The organism is Methylophilus sp. E2MeOHC9 (assembly GCF_058744375.1).
This window is the reverse complement of record NZ_CP196024.1, coordinates 594363-611230: the sequence shown is the minus strand read 5'-3', so window position 1 is coordinate 611230 and position 16868 is coordinate 594363. Positions and strand designations below refer to the sequence as shown.

General features: G+C 51.0%; 24 protein-coding genes. 23 read left to right on the top strand and 1 reads right to left on the bottom strand.

All coding sequences use genetic code 11. The features are described from left to right. The first annotated feature begins 20 nt into the window (after positions 1-20). A complete protein-coding gene (locus ACSSVF_RS03000) occupies positions 21-440 on the top strand; it encodes a secondary thiamine-phosphate synthase enzyme YjbQ (RefSeq protein ID WP_379057272.1) in 420 nt (139 codons plus the stop codon). Positions 441-519: 79 nt separating this feature from the next. Here ACSSVF_RS03000 and ACSSVF_RS02995 read toward each other — a convergent pair whose 3' ends face one another. After that, entirely contained in the window at positions 520-951 is a 432-nt protein-coding gene (locus ACSSVF_RS02995) for a CBS domain-containing protein (RefSeq protein WP_492405383.1), read from the bottom strand. A gap of 110 nt (positions 952-1061) precedes the next feature. Here ACSSVF_RS02995 and ACSSVF_RS02990 point away from each other — a divergent pair, with 110 nt between their 5' ends. From ACSSVF_RS02990 to xerD, 22 genes are all read left to right on the top strand, one after another. Next, positions 1062-1574, top strand: a complete 513-nt coding sequence (locus tag ACSSVF_RS02990) for a MarR family winged helix-turn-helix transcriptional regulator (RefSeq protein ID WP_492406293.1) — start codon at positions 1062-1064, stop codon at positions 1572-1574. 29 nt (positions 1575-1603) lie between these two features. Then, positions 1604-1981 (top strand): YybH family protein, encoded by a 378-nt coding sequence (locus ACSSVF_RS02985; protein WP_492405382.1) that lies wholly within the window; start codon positions 1604-1606, stop codon positions 1979-1981. Between the two features lie 42 nt (positions 1982-2023). Then, positions 2024-2935: a DMT family transporter gene (locus ACSSVF_RS02980; protein WP_492405380.1), complete on the top strand. Its 912-nt coding sequence runs from the start codon at positions 2024-2026 to the stop codon at positions 2933-2935. 168 nt (positions 2936-3103) lie between these two features. Then, positions 3104-3832, top strand: coding sequence for a YebC/PmpR family DNA-binding transcriptional regulator (locus ACSSVF_RS02975; protein WP_492405378.1), 729 nt, complete (start codon positions 3104-3106; stop codon positions 3830-3832). Between the two features lie 26 nt (positions 3833-3858). Then, positions 3859-4419, top strand: a complete 561-nt coding sequence (gene ruvC / locus ACSSVF_RS02970) for a crossover junction endodeoxyribonuclease RuvC (RefSeq protein ID WP_492405376.1) — start codon at positions 3859-3861, stop codon at positions 4417-4419. Beyond that, on the top strand, positions 4416-4991 hold the full coding sequence (gene ruvA / locus ACSSVF_RS02965; RefSeq protein ID WP_492405375.1) for a Holliday junction branch migration protein RuvA: 576 nt from the start codon (positions 4416-4418) through the stop codon (positions 4989-4991). The genes ruvC and ruvA overlap by 4 nt, the downstream gene beginning before the upstream one ends. Before the next feature lie 170 nt (positions 4992-5161). Then, complete coding sequence (ruvB, locus tag ACSSVF_RS02960) at positions 5162-6208, top strand: Holliday junction branch migration DNA helicase RuvB (RefSeq protein WP_492405373.1); 1047 nt, start codon at positions 5162-5164, stop codon at positions 6206-6208. A gap of 1 nt (position 6209) precedes the next feature. Next, a complete protein-coding gene (gene ybgC, locus ACSSVF_RS02955) occupies positions 6210-6605 on the top strand; it encodes a tol-pal system-associated acyl-CoA thioesterase (protein ID WP_492405371.1) in 396 nt (131 codons plus the stop codon). After that, positions 6602-7288, top strand: a complete 687-nt coding sequence (tolQ, locus tag ACSSVF_RS02950) for a protein TolQ (RefSeq protein ID WP_442585325.1) — start codon at positions 6602-6604, stop codon at positions 7286-7288. Before ybgC ends, tolQ begins: the two co-directional genes overlap by 4 nt. An 11-nt stretch (positions 7289-7299) precedes the next feature. Beyond that, complete coding sequence (locus ACSSVF_RS02945) at positions 7300-7692, top strand: ExbD/TolR family protein (protein WP_442585326.1); 393 nt, start codon at positions 7300-7302, stop codon at positions 7690-7692. Between the two features lie 20 nt (positions 7693-7712). After that, positions 7713-8531 carry a TonB C-terminal domain-containing protein gene (locus ACSSVF_RS02940; RefSeq protein ID WP_492405369.1) on the top strand — a complete coding sequence of 273 codons (819 nt, stop codon included), beginning with the start codon at positions 7713-7715 and terminating at the stop codon, positions 8529-8531. A gap of 106 nt (positions 8532-8637) precedes the next feature. Continuing rightward, on the top strand, positions 8638-9966 hold the full coding sequence (gene tolB / locus ACSSVF_RS02935; RefSeq protein ID WP_492405368.1) for a Tol-Pal system beta propeller repeat protein TolB: 1329 nt from the start codon (positions 8638-8640) through the stop codon (positions 9964-9966). 44 nt (positions 9967-10010) lie between these two features. Beyond that, positions 10011-10562, top strand: a complete 552-nt coding sequence (pal, locus tag ACSSVF_RS02930; protein ID WP_492405366.1) for a peptidoglycan-associated lipoprotein Pal — start codon at positions 10011-10013, stop codon at positions 10560-10562. Beyond that, complete coding sequence (locus ACSSVF_RS02925) at positions 10549-11412, top strand: YbgF trimerization domain-containing protein (protein WP_492405364.1); 864 nt, start codon at positions 10549-10551, stop codon at positions 11410-11412. The genes pal and ACSSVF_RS02925 overlap by 14 nt, the downstream gene beginning before the upstream one ends. Positions 11413-11494: 82 nt before the next feature. Then, positions 11495-12136, top strand: coding sequence for a 7-carboxy-7-deazaguanine synthase QueE (queE, locus tag ACSSVF_RS02920; protein WP_492405363.1), 642 nt, complete (start codon positions 11495-11497; stop codon positions 12134-12136). 1 nt (position 12137) lies between these two features. Then, on the top strand, positions 12138-12851 hold the full coding sequence (gene queC / locus ACSSVF_RS02915; protein WP_492405362.1) for a 7-cyano-7-deazaguanine synthase QueC: 714 nt from the start codon (positions 12138-12140) through the stop codon (positions 12849-12851). Positions 12852-12944: 93 nt separating this feature from the next. Then, positions 12945-13400, top strand: a complete 456-nt coding sequence (gene rpsP, locus ACSSVF_RS02910) for a 30S ribosomal protein S16 (protein ID WP_484179852.1) — start codon at positions 12945-12947, stop codon at positions 13398-13400. Positions 13401-13422: 22 nt separating this feature from the next. Then, positions 13423-13974 (top strand): ribosome maturation factor RimM, encoded by a 552-nt coding sequence (gene rimM, locus ACSSVF_RS02905; protein WP_492405360.1) that lies wholly within the window; start codon positions 13423-13425, stop codon positions 13972-13974. 18 nt (positions 13975-13992) lie between these two features. Then, positions 13993-14727 (top strand): tRNA (guanosine(37)-N1)-methyltransferase TrmD, encoded by a 735-nt coding sequence (trmD, locus tag ACSSVF_RS02900; protein ID WP_492406292.1) that lies wholly within the window; start codon positions 13993-13995, stop codon positions 14725-14727. 41 nt (positions 14728-14768) lie between these two features. After that, positions 14769-15158 (top strand): 50S ribosomal protein L19, encoded by a 390-nt coding sequence (gene rplS, locus ACSSVF_RS02895; protein ID WP_492405359.1) that lies wholly within the window; start codon positions 14769-14771, stop codon positions 15156-15158. Between the two features lie 103 nt (positions 15159-15261). Further along, on the top strand, positions 15262-15738 hold the full coding sequence (locus ACSSVF_RS02890; protein WP_492405357.1) for a methylated-DNA--[protein]-cysteine S-methyltransferase: 477 nt from the start codon (positions 15262-15264) through the stop codon (positions 15736-15738). Positions 15739-15745: 7 nt separating this feature from the next. Beyond that, entirely contained in the window at positions 15746-16660 is a 915-nt protein-coding gene (gene xerD, locus ACSSVF_RS02885) for a site-specific tyrosine recombinase XerD (protein WP_492405355.1), read from the top strand. Positions 16661-16868: the final 208 nt, after the last annotated feature.

Below are 16868 nucleotides of genomic sequence, written 5' to 3'. Positions count from 1 at the left end.
TGGGGACAGGAGAAACAAGCATGAAAAGTTTTCGTAAAGAATTGTGGTTCAACATTCCGGCGCGTATGGATTTTAAAAATATCACGCAGGATGTAGTGGCGTGCGTGCGCGAAAGCGGCGTCAAAGAGGGCCTGGTATTGATTAATGCCATGCACATTTCTGCCAGCGTGTTTATCAACGATGATGAACGCGGCCTGCATCATGATTATAAGATCTGGTTGGAGAAGTTGGCACCGCATGAGCCTGTCAGTGGCTACCGTCATAATGATACTGGTGAGGATAATGCCGATGCGCACATCAAACGCCAGATCATGGGCCGTGAAGTCGTGGTGGCCGTGACCGAAGGGCAACTTGATTTTGGCCCCTGGGAACAGATTTTTTACGGCGAATTCGATGGTAGACGCAACAAGCGCGTGCTGGTGAAGATTATTGGCGAGTAAGTTGTATCGCCAGGCTTTATAAGCAAGTTGCAAAACCCTGGCTCAGGCTTTTTAACCTGAATCAGGGCATAAAAGAAGTTCAGCTATGGATATAGCTTTCCAGTTGCTTGATCAGTTCTTGCTGGTAACTGATGGTTTCCTTGAGGATGTCACCAATAGAAAGCATGCCCAGCATTTTGCCTTTGTCGACGACCGGCAAATGCCGAAAACGTTTTTCCAGCATGGTGTTCATGGCGGATTCCACCAGTTCGTCAGGTTTGCCGGTGATGACTTTTTGCGTCATGACTTCAGCCACCTCTGTGGTTTTGGATGAGCGGCCTTTCAATATAATCTCCCGCGCATAATCGCGTTCGGAAAAAATACCGACTAACTCGCCATCTTTAATCACTGCCAGTGCACCGATTTTGTACTCGGCAAGAATCACCAAAGCATCATACACCGGCCGATTGGGCGCAATGCTGATGATACCCTGGTGTGTTTTCAGGTTGAGTACTTGTTGAAGTGTCTTCATCGCTTCCTCCTTCCATCATCTCGGATAACTAATATACACCCATGTGTGCGTAAGCAAAACTGTTGATAAGACTTGACATAGTTAGGAGGCTAACTATAATGTTGCTAATTATGTTGCAACTCAGAGACCTTCCTACCCAAGAAGTATTACAGCGCTTTGCTGAACGTTACCCTGCGGCTGACGTCACGGCGATTGCCAGCTTTTTAATGTTACTGAGGGTGGCAACGGATTTATCTGTGGCGCTGGATGCCTGCCTGACCAAGCATGACTTGTTACAGGGGCGCTGGTGGGTGCTGATTTTGCTGATGCGGGAGAGTGATTTAACGTCACAGCCTTCTGTACTCGCGGAAAAGCTCGGCGTCACACGTGCCAGCATGACTGGTTTGCTGGATGGTCTTGAGCAAGGCGGGTTGTTGCAACGCGTTTCTGCGCCGCAGGACAGGCGCAGTGTGCAGATTAAATTGACACCTGCAGGCCAAGCCAAGCTGGATGCGGTGATGCCGGATTATTACAGCCGCTTGCGCTTGTGTATGCAGGGCTTGTCAGAGAGTCAGCGTAGTGACTTGCAAAGCATTTTAGGCGTGATAGATGATGGAATGTCCGCCTGGGATTTCAATCAGTAATTCATAGCATTTTACAAAGGAGTTTAGCCATGACGACAGTAGTAGAGACTTTAAAAGCATTGAACACGCAATTTGATGCCGCGTTCAACAGCAAAAACACACAAGCGATTGCCGCTTTATATGCCGAAAGCGCCATTGTGTTGCCAGCGCCCGCAGGCCAGCCAGTCAAAGGCCGTCAGGCGATCGCAGATTTCTTTGGTGGCTTGATTCAAGCCGGCGTGATTGAGCACGCGCTGACCATGAACGACGCGATTGTGACCGATGCCCTGGCTACGCAAACAGGCAACTGGGCAGGCGCGCTGGTTGGTGAAGATGGCGTAAAACAGCAATTTGGCGGCAATGTGCAAGTGGTATTTCAGAAACAGGCCGATGGTCAGTGGCTGGCCGTGACGCACATCTGGAATTAATCAGCAGTATTTTTCCAACAAAAATTATCCAGAGACAAGTATATGGATCAACTGGTTAAACAACGTTCCCAGGCACTCACCGCCCTGTTAGTCCTCGCTATTATCTGGGGCTACAACTGGGTGGTGATGAAGAGTGCGTTGCATTATGCCGGGCCTTTCCAGTTTGCCGCCATGCGCACATTTTTCGGTGCGCTGGTGCTGTTTCTGGTGTTATATGTCACGCGGCGTTCCATGCGGCTGACAGAATTTCCGACCATGCTGATGTTGGGCCTGCTGCAAAATGTAGGTTTTACCGGCGTGTTGATGTGGGCATTGGTAGAGGGTGGCGCTGGTAAAACCGCCGTGCTGACTTATACCATGCCGTTCTGGACATTATTGTTTGCCTGGCCGTTGTTGGGCGAACGCGTGCATGGCTGGCAGTGGCTGGCCGTGATTGCTGCCGTGCTGGGCATGGTATTTATTTTTGATCCGCTGCATATCCGTGCCGATGCTTTCAGCATGATGCTGGCGGTGATCTCCGGTATCTCATGGGCGCTGTCTGTGATCATGACCAAGAAATTACACAGGCGCCACCCTGAGCTGGACCTGATCAACCTGACTGCCTGGCCGATGTTGCTAGGGTCTCTACCCATGGTAGCGATTGCATTTTTGATGCCTGCACCACCCATTTTATGGACCACCTATTTGATAGGCGCCGTATTATTCAATGTCATCCTGTGTGGCGCGTTTGCCTGGTTGTTGTGGCTGTTTGCCTTGCAACGGTTGCCGGCTGGTGTCGCGAGTATGGGTTCTATGCTGGCGCCAGTGATAGGGGTGGTTGCCGCCTGGATACAGCTGAATGAAGTGCCAGACCAGATGGAAATCACTGGCATGGGGTTAATCATCTTTTCATTAGTACTGATTTCAGTGCTGATGATGCGGCCTGTGAATAAGGCGGATACGCTGCCGCCATAAAACACACAATCATGACGAGTAAATAAATAAAGCCTGACGCTGTCAGGCTTTTTGTTTTTAAGGCGTAGTCGAGTGCGACAGGCTGGCCGCGAAGAGCATGCAGGCCTGTGGTAAAATCGCCAGATTCGGATTATTCAATAACCTTGTCAAAAAATACAGGAAAACCACATGGCAGGACATAGTAAATGGGCCAATATCCAGCACCGTAAAGGTCGTCAGGATGCCAAGCGCGGCAAAATTTTCACCAAGTTGATCAAAGAAATCACTGTCTCAGCCAGGCTGAGTGGCGGTGATATCGCCATGAACCCGCGTCTGCGCGCAGCCGTTGCCGCTGCTAAAGAAGAAAATATGCCTTCGGACAATATCACCCGCGCCATTAAAAAAGGCACGGGCGAGCTAGAAGGCGTCAATTACGAAGAAATCCGCTATGAAGGCTATGGCATCAATGGCGCCTCTATTATTGTGGATTGCCTGACTGATAACCGTCAGCGCGCCGTGATGGATGTGCGCCATGCACTGACTAAACATGGCGGCAATCTGGGTACTGACGGCAGCGTCGCCTTTATGTTCAAACACTGTGGCCAACTGGTTTTTGAGCCAGGTGTGTCAGAAGATGCAGTGATGGAAGCAGCGCTGGAAGCGGGTGCGGAAGATATTATCACCGATGAAGACGGCAGTATTGAGGTGATCACGGCGCCTGGTGATTTTATCAGCGTGAAAGAAGCGCTGGAAGCCGCAGGCCTGAAAGCAGTGATGGCGCAAGTGACCATGAAACCACTCAATGAAGTGGTGTTTACCGGTGATGATGCGGTCAAAATGCAAAAAATCCTCGACATGCTGGAAGACCTGGATGATGTGCAGGATGTGTATACCTCTGCCGTGATTGAAGAGAGCTAATTGATTTTTTCTGCGGCGAACCTGCCATGACCGTACAGCGTATTCTGGGCATAGACCCCGGCTTGCGTGTCACCGGTTTTGGCGTGATAGAAACCCTGGGCGGCAAGCTGAGTTATGTCACCAGCGGTGTGATTAAAACTGCATCAGCCAAAAAAAGTGTGGCTGGTGAAGCAGAAAAAGAAGCCTTGCCCGAGCGCCTGAAAGTCATTCTCGACGGCCTGTTTGAAGTGATTGATACTTACCAGCCGACGCAGGTAGCGATAGAAAAGGTGTTTGTGAATGTGAATCCACAATCGACCTTGTTGCTGGGCCAGGCCAGAGGCGCGGCGATTTCAGCGTCTGTCATCAGGCAGTTGCCAGTGGCAGAATACACCGCATTACAAGTAAAACAATCTGTGGTCGGCAACGGGCACGCCCAAAAAGAGCAGGTGCAGGAGATGGTCAAGCGCTTGTTAAAACTCCCTGCAAACCCCAGCCCTGATTCGGCGGATGCGCTGGCATGTGCCATCTGTCATGCGCATGGCGGCCAAGGCTTGGGTGCACTGGCAACGACCGGGTTCAGGGTCAAAAATGGAAGGTTAGTATGATTGCGCGTTTGAATGGTCGTTTGCTGGAAAAATCGCCGCCGCTGATTGTGGTGGATTGCAATGGCGTAGGCTATGAAGTGGAAGTGCCCATGAGCACGTTTTACAACCTGCCAGAGCTGGGCCAGCCGGTGCAGCTACTTACCCATATGGTCGTGCGTGAAGATGCGCAATTGCTGTATGGTTTTGGCAGCGAGCAGGAAAAAAACACCTTCAAGCAATTGCTTAAAGTGAATGGCATAGGCGCTAAATCGGCGCTGTCGATTTTAAGTGGGGTCAGCGTCAATGATTTGATGCTTGCCGTCAGCCAGCAAGAGGTTGCCATGTTGACGCGTGTGCCTGGTATTGGCAAGAAAACCGCTGAGCGCCTGTTGCTGGAGCTGAAAGACAAGTTTGTCGTAACCGGTTCTACCTCGGCACAGCCTGTAGCCAAGGCGGCGACCGATGATATCCTGAATGCGCTGGTGGCGCTGGGCTATCATGAACGCGAAGCGACTGCGACCATCAAGTTGCTGGAGCCGGGCGTTGGCGTCAGTGATGGTATCCGGCAAGCGCTGAAGTATCTCTCCAAATAATACCAAATCACAAATGACAATAGTCTGGCATCGTCAGGTGCCTGTGATAGTCAGGCACAGCATGGTATGATGCATAAAAATAACTTCTATAATTAGCGGCAATGACGTCCTGCACTGATTAAATTTGCACCAATTTTTAAGTGTTCCATGACCTCCTCCCCGACCATCCCATGATAGAAACCGATCGACTTGTTGCCCCAGCTACGGTCAGCGTTCAGGAAGAAGCGCTGGAGCGGGCACTTCGACCCAAATTGCTCGATGAATACGTTGGGCAGGAAAAGGCACGCGGTCAACTCGAGATTTTTATCAATGCAGCCCGCGGCCGCCAGGAAGCCTTGGATCATGTGCTGCTGTTCGGCCCGCCTGGTTTAGGTAAAACCACACTTGCCCATATTATCGCCAAGGAAATGGGCGTTAACTTGCGCATGACCTCAGGCCCGGTGTTGGAGCGTGCTGGTGACCTTGCCGCACTGCTGACCAATCTTGAACCCAATGATGTGCTGTTTATTGATGAAATCCATCGCTTAAGCCCGGTGGTGGAAGAGATTTTATACCCGGCGATGGAAGATTACCGGCTGGATATCATGATAGGCGAAGGCCCGGCAGCGCGCAGTGTACGCCTGGATTTACCGCCTTTTACATTAATAGGCGCCACCACACGGGCAGGCATGTTGACGAATCCGTTGCGTGATCGATTTGGTATTGTGGCGCGGCTGGAGTTTTATAGTCATGAAGAGTTGTCCAGCATTGTGGCGCGTTCAGCCAAGCTATTGGAAGTCGAAATGCAGCAAGCGGGTGCGGTTGAAATCGCCCGTAGAGCAAGAGGCACACCACGCATCGCCAATCGTTTACTACGCCGTGTACGCGATTATGCGCAAGTGAAAGCCGATGGCGTGGTTACAGACAAGATTGCCGATGCGGCGCTGAAAATGCTGGATGTCGATCAACAAGGTCTGGATGTGATGGACCGCAAGTTGCTGCAAGCGGTGGTAGAAAAGTTTGGAGGTGGCCCGGTCGGCCTGGATAACCTGGCGGCTGCGATCGGCGAAGAACGCGATACGATAGAAGATGTACTCGAACCCTATCTGATTCAGCAGGGTTATCTGATGCGCACGCCGCGTGGCCGTGTGGCGACCTTGTTGACCTACCAGCACTTTGGCTTAAGAGCACCGGCCAGTATGGTCAGCAGCGAGCTGTGGCAGGATGCCGGGCAGTAATATGTTTGTATTGCCTGTGCGTGTGTATTACGAAGATACCGATGCCGGTGGCGTGGTTTACCATAGCCAATATCTGAACTTTATGGAGCGCGCACGGACTGAATGGTTGCGCGCGCTGGGCTTTGCACAGACCGTGTTGCGGCAAAATGAACAGGTGCTGTTTGTAGTGCATAGCATGCAAATACAGTTTAAAAAACCAGCCAGGCTGGATGATGAATTAAAAATAGTCTCGCATGTGACTGAAATGGGCCGTGGTAGCTTTAGCTGCCAGCAACAGATCATGCGCGACGAATTGGTTTTATTAGAAGCACAGGTAAAGGTTGCCTGTGTCAATGCGGATTCATTTAAACCCACGGGTATTCCGGCCCGTATCAAAATAGCACTGGAGTCTTCATGAATGTCACAAACGATATGTCGATTTTTACCCTGGTGAGCGGCGCAAGTTTGCCCGTACAGGTGGTCATGCTGATCTTGCTGCTGACCTCGCTGGCCTCCTGGTGGTATATCTTCATTAAAGTGTTTTCATTAAAGGCTGCCGCTGAGAATGTCGATCAGTTTGAAGCACAGTTCTGGTCAGGCGGTGACCTGAATGAATTGTATGAGCGCATCGGTTCCGGCCGTAAAACCCCGCAAGGCATGGCCAGCATTTTCCAGGCCGGGTTGAAAGAATTTATTCGCCACAAACAGCAGAAAGATACACAAAAAGATGCTGAAGTCAGCGACGTGATGGAAGCCACCCGTCGTGCCATGCGTGCAGCCTATAACCGCGAGCTGGATTACCTGGATTCACATCTGCCGTTCCTGGCGTCTGTGGGTTCCGTCAGTCCGTATATCGGCTTGTTCGGTACGGTATGGGGCATTATGAACTCCTTCCGTGGTTTGTCTAATGTGGCGCAAGCAACCCTGAGCCAGGTGGCTCCGGGGATTGCCGAGGCATTGGTGGCGACCGCGATTGGCCTGTTTGCGGCGATCCCGGCTGTGATCGCCTATAACCGCTTTGCGGCCAACGTAGACCGGTTATTGGTCCGTTACGAAAGCTTTATGGAAGAATTTACCAACATTTTGCAACGTAGAGCCTGATCGGAGCGCTTATGAGCAGAACGCGTAAACGGCGCATGATGAACCAGATCAATGTGGTGCCATACATTGATGTGACGCTGGTATTGCTGGTGATTTTTATGGTGACCGCCCCAATGACTAACCCGGGCATGGTGGAGTTGCCCAAAGTCGGCCAGGCCCTAAAGCAGAGTGGCGACCCGATTGTAGTCACCGTGCAAAAAGAGGGGACTGTGACGATGGATGGCAGGGAAATGGAGCGTGATGACATGCTGGCATTGATCCGTCAGAAATTATCCGAATCAGAAAAGCCTGTAGTGGTGTCGGCCGATAAAAACACACCTTACGGTGAAGTGGTATCTGTCATGGATCTATTGAAGCAGGCGCAAGTCAACCAGGTTGGCTTGTTGTTTCAGAACGAAAAATAAGCGACAGGTCGCATATTTAGATGAAAATCGCACATTCCCCACAGGATCAGGTTTTCCGCAGGCGCGCAGCAATCTTGTCTGTGCTGATGCATGTCGTTCTGTTTCTGGCGATGATCTTTATGATCGACTGGAAAGCCGTGCATGTGAATCCATCCGTGATGGAGGCGACATTGTGGGATAGTTTGCCCAGCAAAACGGCGCCAAAACCGGCACCTGAACCTCCAAAGCCGGAGCCGCCTAAACCAGAGCCCGAGCCTGAGCCGGAACCTAAGCCAAAACCACCTGAAAAGGTCACCCCGCCTGAGCCGCAAGTGAATAAAGCGGAACAAGAAGCCGAAATTGCACTCAAAAAGCGGGACGATGAAAAAAAACGCCTGCTAGAGGAAGAGAAAAAGAAAGAAGAAGAGAAGAAAAAGCAGGAAGAAAAACTGAAGAAGATTCAGGAAGCGCTACGTAAGGAAGAAGAGCAGGAAAAACTGAAGAAAATCCAGGATGCCATGCGTCAGCAGGATATGGATGCGCAGGCTGCGGCCACAGGGCCAGTGGATCCTTCCGTGTTGAGCTACTACGTTGGGCTGATGAATCGCAAAATCAGGAGCAATGTGAATCCTGGCCTATGCCCGGTTTCGAATCCGCAGTTGTTGTTTGACATACAGTTAACCAATACGGGTGATTTGTCCGGCATGCCAAAAATGATTAAAGGCTCTGGCGACAGCGTGTGTGATGATGCTGTGTTTCGCGCAATTGTTGCGGCCAAGCCGTTTGATTTACCTGATGACCCGGCAGCGCGTAAAGCCTTGCTTGATTTACTGCATTTGAAGTTTAAGCCGCGCGGCTAGAATATCGCGGCTAGAGTTGCTTAGCGTAACAATGACGTTGAGCGGGCTTTTCGTTATAATTCTTCAACTAACAGGATAATTATATAAAGTGAACAATACTGAGACCATGAAAACTGTTAAAAGTCACCTGACAAAGTCTCGTTGGGTATTCGTAAAAGCATTGTGTACCAGTGCATTCGCCTGGATATTTGTAAGCCCTGCGCATGCCGCGCTCGACATTGAAATCAGCGGCGGTAGTGCTATCCAGATTCCAATTGCGATCCTTCCATTCACCGAGCCTGCCAATGTGCAGGGCAAAAACCGTCTTCATGAGATCATCAGTAACGATTTAAAAGGCAGCGGCATGTTCCGCATTCTGAACACGAGTGGTATTCCTTCATTACCAACCACCGCTGCACAGATCAAATATACCGACTGGACCGCACTCAAAGCCCAGGGCTTAAGCATTGGTGAAGTGCAGCAGGCGGCCAATGGCAATTTAAAAGTCAATGTGCAGGTAATAGACGTTTTACGTCAAACGCCTTTATTGCAATCGACTTACACTGTGCCAGCGAGTCAATACCGCCATGTGGCACATTTGATTGCCGACCAAATCTACGAAAAATTTACCGGCCAGCCGGGGGCGTTTGCTACCCGCATTGCCTATGTGACTAAAACAGGTAAACGTTTTACCTTGCAGATCGCTGATGCTGATGGCTTTAACGCTCAGACATTGGTGTCTTCTAACGAGCCGATTATTTCTCCTGCCTGGTCGCCCGATGGCAGCAAAATGGCTTATGTGTCTTTTGAGAAAAAGAAACCGATTGTGTTTGTACAGTCGCTTTATACTGGTGAGCGCAAGGTGGTTGCCAACTTTAAAGGCAATAACAGTGCGCCTGCCTGGTCGCCAGATGGCAGCAAGCTAGCAGTCGTACTGACATATGGCGCAAACTCTCAGCTGCATACTATCTCGGCTGATGGGTCTAATCTGCAACAGGTGACAAAAAGCAGTGCGATTGATACTTCCCCCGCATTCTCGCCCGATGGACAATGGATATACTTTACTTCTGACCGCGGCGGCCGCCCGCAAATCTACAAGGTGCCTGCTGCAGGAGGCACGCCTTCAAGAGTGACCTTTGAAGGTGCTTATAACGATGGCCCACGCTTTTCCCCGGATGGCAAATACCTGACTTACATCCGTAACGATGGCGGTTCATTCAAGGTCGCCGTGCAGGATCTTGGCACTGGCGCCGTCAAATTACTCAGCAGCGGTTCACAAGATGAATCCCCAAGCTTCGCACCGAATTCACGTACCTTGATGTATGCCACGCGGGTTGGTGGTAGAGGGACATTGGCCACAGTGGCCGTGGATGGTCTGGTGAGACAGCGCCTGTCTGAAGCTGGCGGTGATATTCGTGAACCTGCATGGGGGCCTGCTCAGGCATCTCCCAAGTAGTCATCAGTTTTTTTGGTTTTTTAACTCAATTTTAAGGAGAAAGTATGAAACATAATATTTGGAAAATTGCTGCATTGGCATTGGTGTTAACCGCTTGTAAAAGCACACCGATGAACCCGGCCAAGGTTGAGGATTCCAGCGTGACCAAGCCGATTTCTAACTCACAGAACAATGGTGCTGACAGCTCTGCAAATGGCAACAAAATCGACATCAAAACAGTAGATGTAGATAATAGCCAGGATCAACTGAGCGCTGCCGAGTTGGCAAAACGCCAGATCTTCTTTGATTACGATAGCGATGCGATTCGTGCAGAGTACAAAGACCTGGTGGCTAACCACGCTAAATACCTGGCTGCACATCCACAAACTAAAGTGGTATTGCAAGGTAACACCGATGAGCGCGGTACGCACGAATACAACCTGGCATTGGGTCAACGTCGTTCAGTTGCGGTTAAAAACGCTTTGAACGTGTTGGGCGTTAGCGATAGCCAGATTGAAACAGTGAGCTACGGTGAAGAGCGTTCCAAGCAAAATTGCGCAGATGAAGATTGCTTCCAGCATGACCGTCGCGTAGATGTTGTGTATGCAGGCCAGTAATTTGCGTTCAGCCATCTTGATGGCTTTAGCGATGGGGCTGACTGTTCCAGCAGTCAGTCACGCGGCGTTGTTTGATGATGGCGAGGCCAGAAAACGGATCCTGGAGCTTGAAAACAAGCAGACTTCTGAGCACGATGCCCAGCAAAAATCCATCAGCGATTTGACGCGCACCCAGCAATCCCTGGATAAAAGGGTGCAAAGCCTGGAGGCCATGATGAATGGCAAAGGCTTGCTGGATATGCAGAACCAGCTGGAGCAGATTCGCCAGGACGTAGCGCAGTTGAAGGGTGACCTTGAAGTGGTCAACCATCAACTGGAAGATATGCGTACCAAGCAAAATGCCCAGTACACTGATCTGGATAGCCGTGTAAAAGGCCTGGAATCGCTTGCACAACAAGTGACCGGGCAGTTGGGGTCAGGGGCAGCGCAAGCCGCCAATGGTGGTGATGGCAAGCCTGATGCATCCCAGCAAGAAGCACGTGCGTTTTCAGAGGCCGAATCGCTGAATCAGGCTGGTAAGTATAAGGAAGCGTTTACTGCGTATGACAACTTCCTGAAAACTTACGCGGGCAGCAAGCTGGCACCTGATGCCTTGTATGGCATGGGTTACGCCCAGTTTGCGCTCAAGAGCTACAAATCTTCAGTGGCTACCCAGCAGAAGTTTCTGGATAGTTATGCTTCACATCCGCTGGCACCGAACGCCATGCTGAGTCTGGCCAATAGCCAGATTCAGTTAGGGCAGATACCAGCGGCCAAGAAGACATTGAAAGATCTGATTGCAGCCCACCCTTCTGCGGAAGTCACGCCTAGCGCGCAAAAACGCCTGAAGGTGCTTGAAAGCATTAAATAGCAGTTTGTATGAGTGAAATTGCCTTATTTGGGCGATAATAACGGGCAGATAGCAATATCTGCCCGTTTACTTTAATACGCCCATGACCACACTCAGAATTTTCGAAATCTTTTATTCATTGCAGGGCGAAAGTTCGCGCGTCGGCTTGCCGACCATCTTTATTCGCCTGACCGGCTGCCCGTTACGTTGCGTGTATTGCGATACCGAATATGCGTTTAAAGGCGGCGGCAATATGTCAGTGGACGAGATCATGCAAGAGATCAAGCAGCACGGCACACGCTATGTATGTGTCACCGGTGGCGAACCCCTGGCGCAAAAAGGCTGCAGCGTTTTGCTGACCAGGCTGTGCGATGCAGGTTACCAGGTCTCATTGGAAACCAGCGGTGCCATGGACCTCACGCCGGTAGATACCCGTGTCAAAGTTATTATGGACGTAAAAACGCCTGGTTCTGGCGAAATGTCGAAAAATCGCTGGGAAAACCTGCCGTTGCTTAAAGTCGGTGACGAAGTGAAATGGGTGGTCTGTAGCCGCGAAGACTACGATTGGGCCAGGCAGATGATGGCAGAACAGCCGTTTCCAGCCAACTGTGACCATTTGTTCTCTCCCAGTTTTAACCAGGTGAGCGGCGAGACGTTGGCCAGCTGGATATTGCAGGATCAGCTGCATGTCAGAATGCAGCTGCAATTACATAAAATTCTCTGGGGCGAGAAGCAAGGAGTATAAGGTGGTTGTTTTAAATCAACATAACGCGCCATCGGGACGTAAACCTAAAGCGGTTATTTTATTATCCGGTGGGCTGGATTCCACCACCGTGCTGGCGATTGCGCAATCCCAAGGCTACGAGTGTTACTGCCTCAGCCTGGATTATCACCAACGCCACAATGTCGAATTGCTGGCTGCACAACGCGTCGCCAAAGCGCTAGGCGCAGCGGAACATAAAACCGTGCAACTGGATCTGTCACTGTTTGGTGGTTCGGCGCTCACAGATAATGCCATCGCCGTGCCTGAGCACGAAACGCAAGGTATTCCTGTCACCTATGTGCCAGCGCGGAATACCATCATGTTGTCATTATCGTTAGCCTGGGCAGAAGTATTGGAAGCCAATGACATTTTTATTGGCGTGAATGCGCTGGATTATTCCGGCTATCCTGATTGCCGTAGCGAGTATGTGAAGGCTTTTCAGCAAATGGCCAACCTGGCAACCAGGGCCGCCGTGGAAGGGCAACCCATCACCGTGCATGCGCCGCTGATCGATATGACTAAAGCCGATATTATCCGTACTGGCCATGCCTTAGGCGTAGATTACGGGCTGACGGTTTCTTGTTACCAGGCAGATGATGCCGGTGCAGCTTGTGGCGTCTGTGATTCCTGCCGGTTCCGCAAAACAGGTTTCGTGCAAGCGGGGGTGGACGATCCGACCCCGTACCGGAATGCCTGATCAGGTAAGTGAAAAACACTTGCCACTGCCCGCGATTATCAAGTATAATCCGCGCCTTTCTGCTAAGAATTCATTTTTAAGAGAACAAAGATTATGGTCGTTATTCGTTTATCACGCGGTGGTTCTAAGAAGAACCCGTTTTACAGCGTAGTTGTGGCAGATTCCCGCAACCGTCGTGACGGTCGTTTCGTTGAGCGCATCGGTTTTTACAATCCATCAGCGCGTGCTGGTGCAGAAGGCCTGCGTATCAATGAAGAGCGCGCGCAATACTGGATCGGTACTGGCGCTCAGGTGTCTGACACCGTTGCCCGTCTGGTCAAGTTTCACGCTAAAGGCGTGGATGGCATGGCTGCTGCTAAAGCTAAAGACGCTGCTAAAGCGGATGCTGCCAAAGCGAAAAAAGAAGCTGAAGTTGCTGCCAAGCTGAAAGCTGAAGCTGACGCCGCTGCTGCAGAAGCCGCTGCCAAGGCAAAAGCTGATGCAGATGCTAAAGCTGAAGCAGATGCTGCAGCCGCCGCAGCTGCTGCTGAAACACCAGCTGCTGAATAATTTTTCTTACGCCTGAACTCAGATGGCGTTTGAAGATATGGTTGTAATGGGGCGCATTGTCGCCCCATATGGCGTTTATGGGTGGCTTAAAGTAGTCCCCGATACTGAGCATCTGGATGGGCTGTTGGATTACAAAGCCTGGTGGATAGGTAAAGCGCCAAATTGGCGTGAATGCACGGTAGAACAAACCAAGATTCACAACGATGTGTTGCTGATCAAGCTGGCAGGTGTCGCAGACCGCGATGCCGCATTCAGCCTGAAAGGCCAGCAAATCGCAGTGCCGCGCGAGGCCTTGCCAGAACCTGATGAAGGTGAGTATTACTGGTCTGACTTGATAGGTTTGAGTGTCACCAATACGCAAGGTGTCGTGTTCGGTAAGATCACCCAGGTGTTTGAAACCGGTGCCAATGACGTGCTGGTCGTGCGTGAAGAGCAGCCTGCCAGCGTCAAGGGTAAAGATGGCAAAGTGCATGAGGAATACCGCGAGCGCTTGATTCCTTTTACCAGTGATGCAGTGCCGGATGTGAATATCAAAGCCGGCACGGTGCTGGTTGATTGGGATGCCGATTTTTAAAAGGAAACAGCACTCATGATGCAGATTGAAGTCATCAGTTTGTTTCCTGAGATGTTTGCAGCACTGACTGAACATGGCATTACCAGTCGTGCCAGGCAGCGTGGTTTGTATCAGTTAAACCTGACTAACCCGCGCCAGTATACGCAGGATGTGCATCACACCGTGGATGACCGGCCGTATGGCGGTGGCCCTGGTATGGTGATGATGGCTGAGCCGCTGGCAGCAGCGATTGGCGCTGCCAAGGCAAGCTTGCTGGCAAAAGGGTTAACGCCAAAGGTGATTCATCTATCACCACGAGGACAGCCACTCACCCATGAAAAGGTGATGGCGCTCAAAGATTGTGAGGGGCTGGTGCTGTTGGCCAGCCGCTATGAAGGGGTAGACCAGCGCGTGCTGGAGTCATTGGTAGATGAAGAAATCTCTATCGGTGATTATGTGTTAAGTGGTGGCGAGTTACCGGCCATGGTGTTACTGGATGCGATTATCCGCCAGTTGCCAAGTGCCCTGGGTGATGCTGATTCAGCGCAGGAAGATTCGTTTGTAAACGGCCTGCTCGATTACCCGCACTACACGCGCCCGGAAGTATTTGAAGGATTAGCGGTGCCACCGGTGTTATTGTCGGGGCACCACGCAAAGATTAGACAATGGCGGTTACAACAATCGCTGTTGCTAACAAGGGCTAAACGCCCGGATTTACTCGCCGCAAGGCAGTTGACGAAGGAAGAGGCTAGGCTACTCAAAGAAGTCGAGTAGGAACGAGCTCTTTAAAATTAAAAGGAACGAAAGGAAGTAACATGGCAGACATTATCAAAATGTTAGAGCAGGAAGAAATCGCCCGCTTGAACAAAACCATCCCTAGCTTTGCACCAGGCGACACAGTGATCGTAGGTGTGAACGTGGTTGAAGGTACACGTAAACGTGTGCAGGCTTACGAAGGCGTTGTTATCGCCAAGCGTAACAGAGGCCTGAACTCTTCATTCATCGTACGTAAGATATCTTCAGGTGAAGGTGTAGAGCGTACATTCCAGACTTACTCTCCACAGATCGCTTCTATCGAAGTGAAACGCCGTGGTGACGTGCGTCGCGCCAAGTTGTACTACTTGCGTGAGCGTTCAGGTAAATCTGCACGTATTAAAGAAAAACTGGTTGCGCGCGAGAAAGACATCGCTGCAAGCAACAGTTAATTTAAGCGTTGCTCAAAAAGCCCTTCTTTCGAAGGGCTTTTTTATTGCCAAAAGTGCCGTATATGTTATTGCGCCAGGCACAGGATTACAGTTTAATAGGTGGATGAAAAGCCTTTATGATGCGCTCGATGCCCTGATTCCTGCACCGTTCGGTTTTGTCGGGGTGCGCTGTTACGAAACAGGGGAAGAACTCCAGTTCTTGTTACATGCCTTACCGCTGAAAGCCCATCCGAATCCGCGTGCCCGCGCAGTGGCTGAGCAAGTTTCCGCTTATCTGGAAGATCCGCATGCAGTTTGGCAAACGATCACCCCGAACCGTGGCACCCCTTACCAGCAACGTGTCTGGCAAGCCATGCGCGAAATCCCGGTCGGCGAAACGCGTACCTACGGGCAATTGGCTGCAGCTGTCCAGTCTGGCCCACGTGCCGTCGCCAACGCCTGTGGCGCCAATCCACTGCCTTTGTTTAACCCATGCCACCGTATTGTCGCCAGCAACGGCCTGGGAGGCTTTATGCAAGGCATAGAAGGTGGTCTGGATATCAAGCGCTGGTTGTTGGCGCACGAGCAGCGTGCCAGATAAATCTCCCATGTTGCAAAACAAAGAGAATACGGCAGTTGCCGCGTTTCCCGAGATCGATAGTTTTATCGATCAGCTATGGCTGGAAGACGGGCTGTCACCGAATACACTTGCCAGTTATCGCAATGACCTCAAAGGCTTTGCCGAATGGGGCAGCAAACATACGCTCACGCTGTGGGAGGTACAGTCACATCATGTGCAGGAGTATCTAGCGCACCGTTTTCCCCTGGTTAAGGTCAGGAGTATCAACCGGCTGATCGCGACCCTGCGCCGCTTTTACCGTTATGCCCTGCTGGCCAACCTGATCAAGCAGGACCCGACGCTGCATATCGAAGCGCCAAAGATGCCCAAGCAATTACCCAAAACCATGAGCGAATCACAAGTGGAGGATCTGCTGCATGCGCCGGATGTGAATACGCCACTAGGCATGCGCGACCGGGCCATGCTGGAATTGTTGTATGCGAGTGGGCTACGTGTTTCCGAGCTGGTCAATATCACGATTGCGGAAGTCAGCACCCAAGATGGCGTGGTGCGCGTCACAGGCAAAGGTAGCAAAACCAGGCTGGTGCCTATGGGGCAGGAAGCCGCTGAGTGGATAGACCGTTATTTAGCCCATGCCAGGGCGGAAATATTAAAAGGCAGCTTAAGTAACGCGGTATTTGTCACTAATCGTGGCGATGCCATGACGCGGCATGCTTTCTGGCATTTGATTCAGCGTTATGCGTTACAGGCAGGTATTTCTCAGCACATCAGCCCGCATGTATTGCGGCATGCGTTTGCCACGCATTTGCTTAACCATGGTGCGGATTTACGGGTGGTGCAGATGTTGTTGGGGCATGCGGATATTTCGACGACGCAGATTTATACGCATGTGGCGAGGGAAAGGTTGCAGCAGTTGCATAAGATGCATCATCCGAGGGGGTGATTTCCATGAGATCCACTACAACGTAGGAAGGAATGGAGGTGGTTAGAGTGTGCCATGCGCCTGTGTAATGACTGGCTTACATGAAAGCAGTTGCATGCTGTAAATGCTCGTCATTCTGGCGAAGGCCAGAATCCAGGCGGAGTTCATGCATCACCTGGATACAATAAAGAGTGAATGCTGCACCTTCTGTGAAGTCCTAATCGGTATT

Bases quoted from the DNA above. Each gene is read 5' to 3' on its own strand.
- ACSSVF_RS03000 (WP_379057272.1), top strand. From the start codon at position 21: ATGAAAAGTTTTCGTAAAGAATTGTGGTTCAACATTCCGGCGCGTATG.
- ACSSVF_RS02995 (WP_492405383.1), bottom strand. From the start codon at position 951: ATGAAGACACTTCAACAAGTACTCAACCTGAAAACACACCAGGGTATC.
- ACSSVF_RS02990 (WP_492406293.1), top strand. From the start codon at position 1,062: ATGTTGCAACTCAGAGACCTTCCTACCCAAGAAGTATTACAGCGCTTT.
- ACSSVF_RS02985 (WP_492405382.1), top strand. From the start codon at position 1,604: ATGACGACAGTAGTAGAGACTTTAAAAGCATTGAACACGCAATTTGAT.
- ACSSVF_RS02980 (WP_492405380.1), top strand. From the start codon at position 2,024: ATGGATCAACTGGTTAAACAACGTTCCCAGGCACTCACCGCCCTGTTA.
- ACSSVF_RS02975 (WP_492405378.1), top strand. From the start codon at position 3,104: ATGGCAGGACATAGTAAATGGGCCAATATCCAGCACCGTAAAGGTCGT.
- ruvC (WP_492405376.1), top strand. From the start codon at position 3,859: ATGACCGTACAGCGTATTCTGGGCATAGACCCCGGCTTGCGTGTCACC.
- ruvA (WP_492405375.1), top strand. From the start codon at position 4,416: ATGATTGCGCGTTTGAATGGTCGTTTGCTGGAAAAATCGCCGCCGCTG.
- ruvB (WP_492405373.1), top strand. From the start codon at position 5,162: ATGATAGAAACCGATCGACTTGTTGCCCCAGCTACGGTCAGCGTTCAG.
- ybgC (WP_492405371.1), top strand. From the start codon at position 6,210: ATGTTTGTATTGCCTGTGCGTGTGTATTACGAAGATACCGATGCCGGT.
- tolQ (WP_442585325.1), top strand. From the start codon at position 6,602: ATGAATGTCACAAACGATATGTCGATTTTTACCCTGGTGAGCGGCGCA.
- ACSSVF_RS02945 (WP_442585326.1), top strand. From the start codon at position 7,300: ATGAGCAGAACGCGTAAACGGCGCATGATGAACCAGATCAATGTGGTG.
- ACSSVF_RS02940 (WP_492405369.1), top strand. From the start codon at position 7,713: ATGAAAATCGCACATTCCCCACAGGATCAGGTTTTCCGCAGGCGCGCA.
- tolB (WP_492405368.1), top strand. From the start codon at position 8,638: ATGAAAACTGTTAAAAGTCACCTGACAAAGTCTCGTTGGGTATTCGTA.
- pal (WP_492405366.1), top strand. From the start codon at position 10,011: ATGAAACATAATATTTGGAAAATTGCTGCATTGGCATTGGTGTTAACC.
- ACSSVF_RS02925 (WP_492405364.1), top strand. From the start codon at position 10,549: ATGCAGGCCAGTAATTTGCGTTCAGCCATCTTGATGGCTTTAGCGATG.
- queE (WP_492405363.1), top strand. From the start codon at position 11,495: ATGACCACACTCAGAATTTTCGAAATCTTTTATTCATTGCAGGGCGAA.
- rpsP (WP_484179852.1), top strand. From the start codon at position 12,945: ATGGTCGTTATTCGTTTATCACGCGGTGGTTCTAAGAAGAACCCGTTT.
- rimM (WP_492405360.1), top strand. From the start codon at position 13,423: ATGGCGTTTGAAGATATGGTTGTAATGGGGCGCATTGTCGCCCCATAT.
- trmD (WP_492406292.1), top strand. From the start codon at position 13,993: ATGCAGATTGAAGTCATCAGTTTGTTTCCTGAGATGTTTGCAGCACTG.
- rplS (WP_492405359.1), top strand. From the start codon at position 14,769: ATGGCAGACATTATCAAAATGTTAGAGCAGGAAGAAATCGCCCGCTTG.
- ACSSVF_RS02890 (WP_492405357.1), top strand. From the start codon at position 15,262: ATGAAAAGCCTTTATGATGCGCTCGATGCCCTGATTCCTGCACCGTTC.
- xerD (WP_492405355.1), top strand. From the start codon at position 15,746: ATGTTGCAAAACAAAGAGAATACGGCAGTTGCCGCGTTTCCCGAGATC.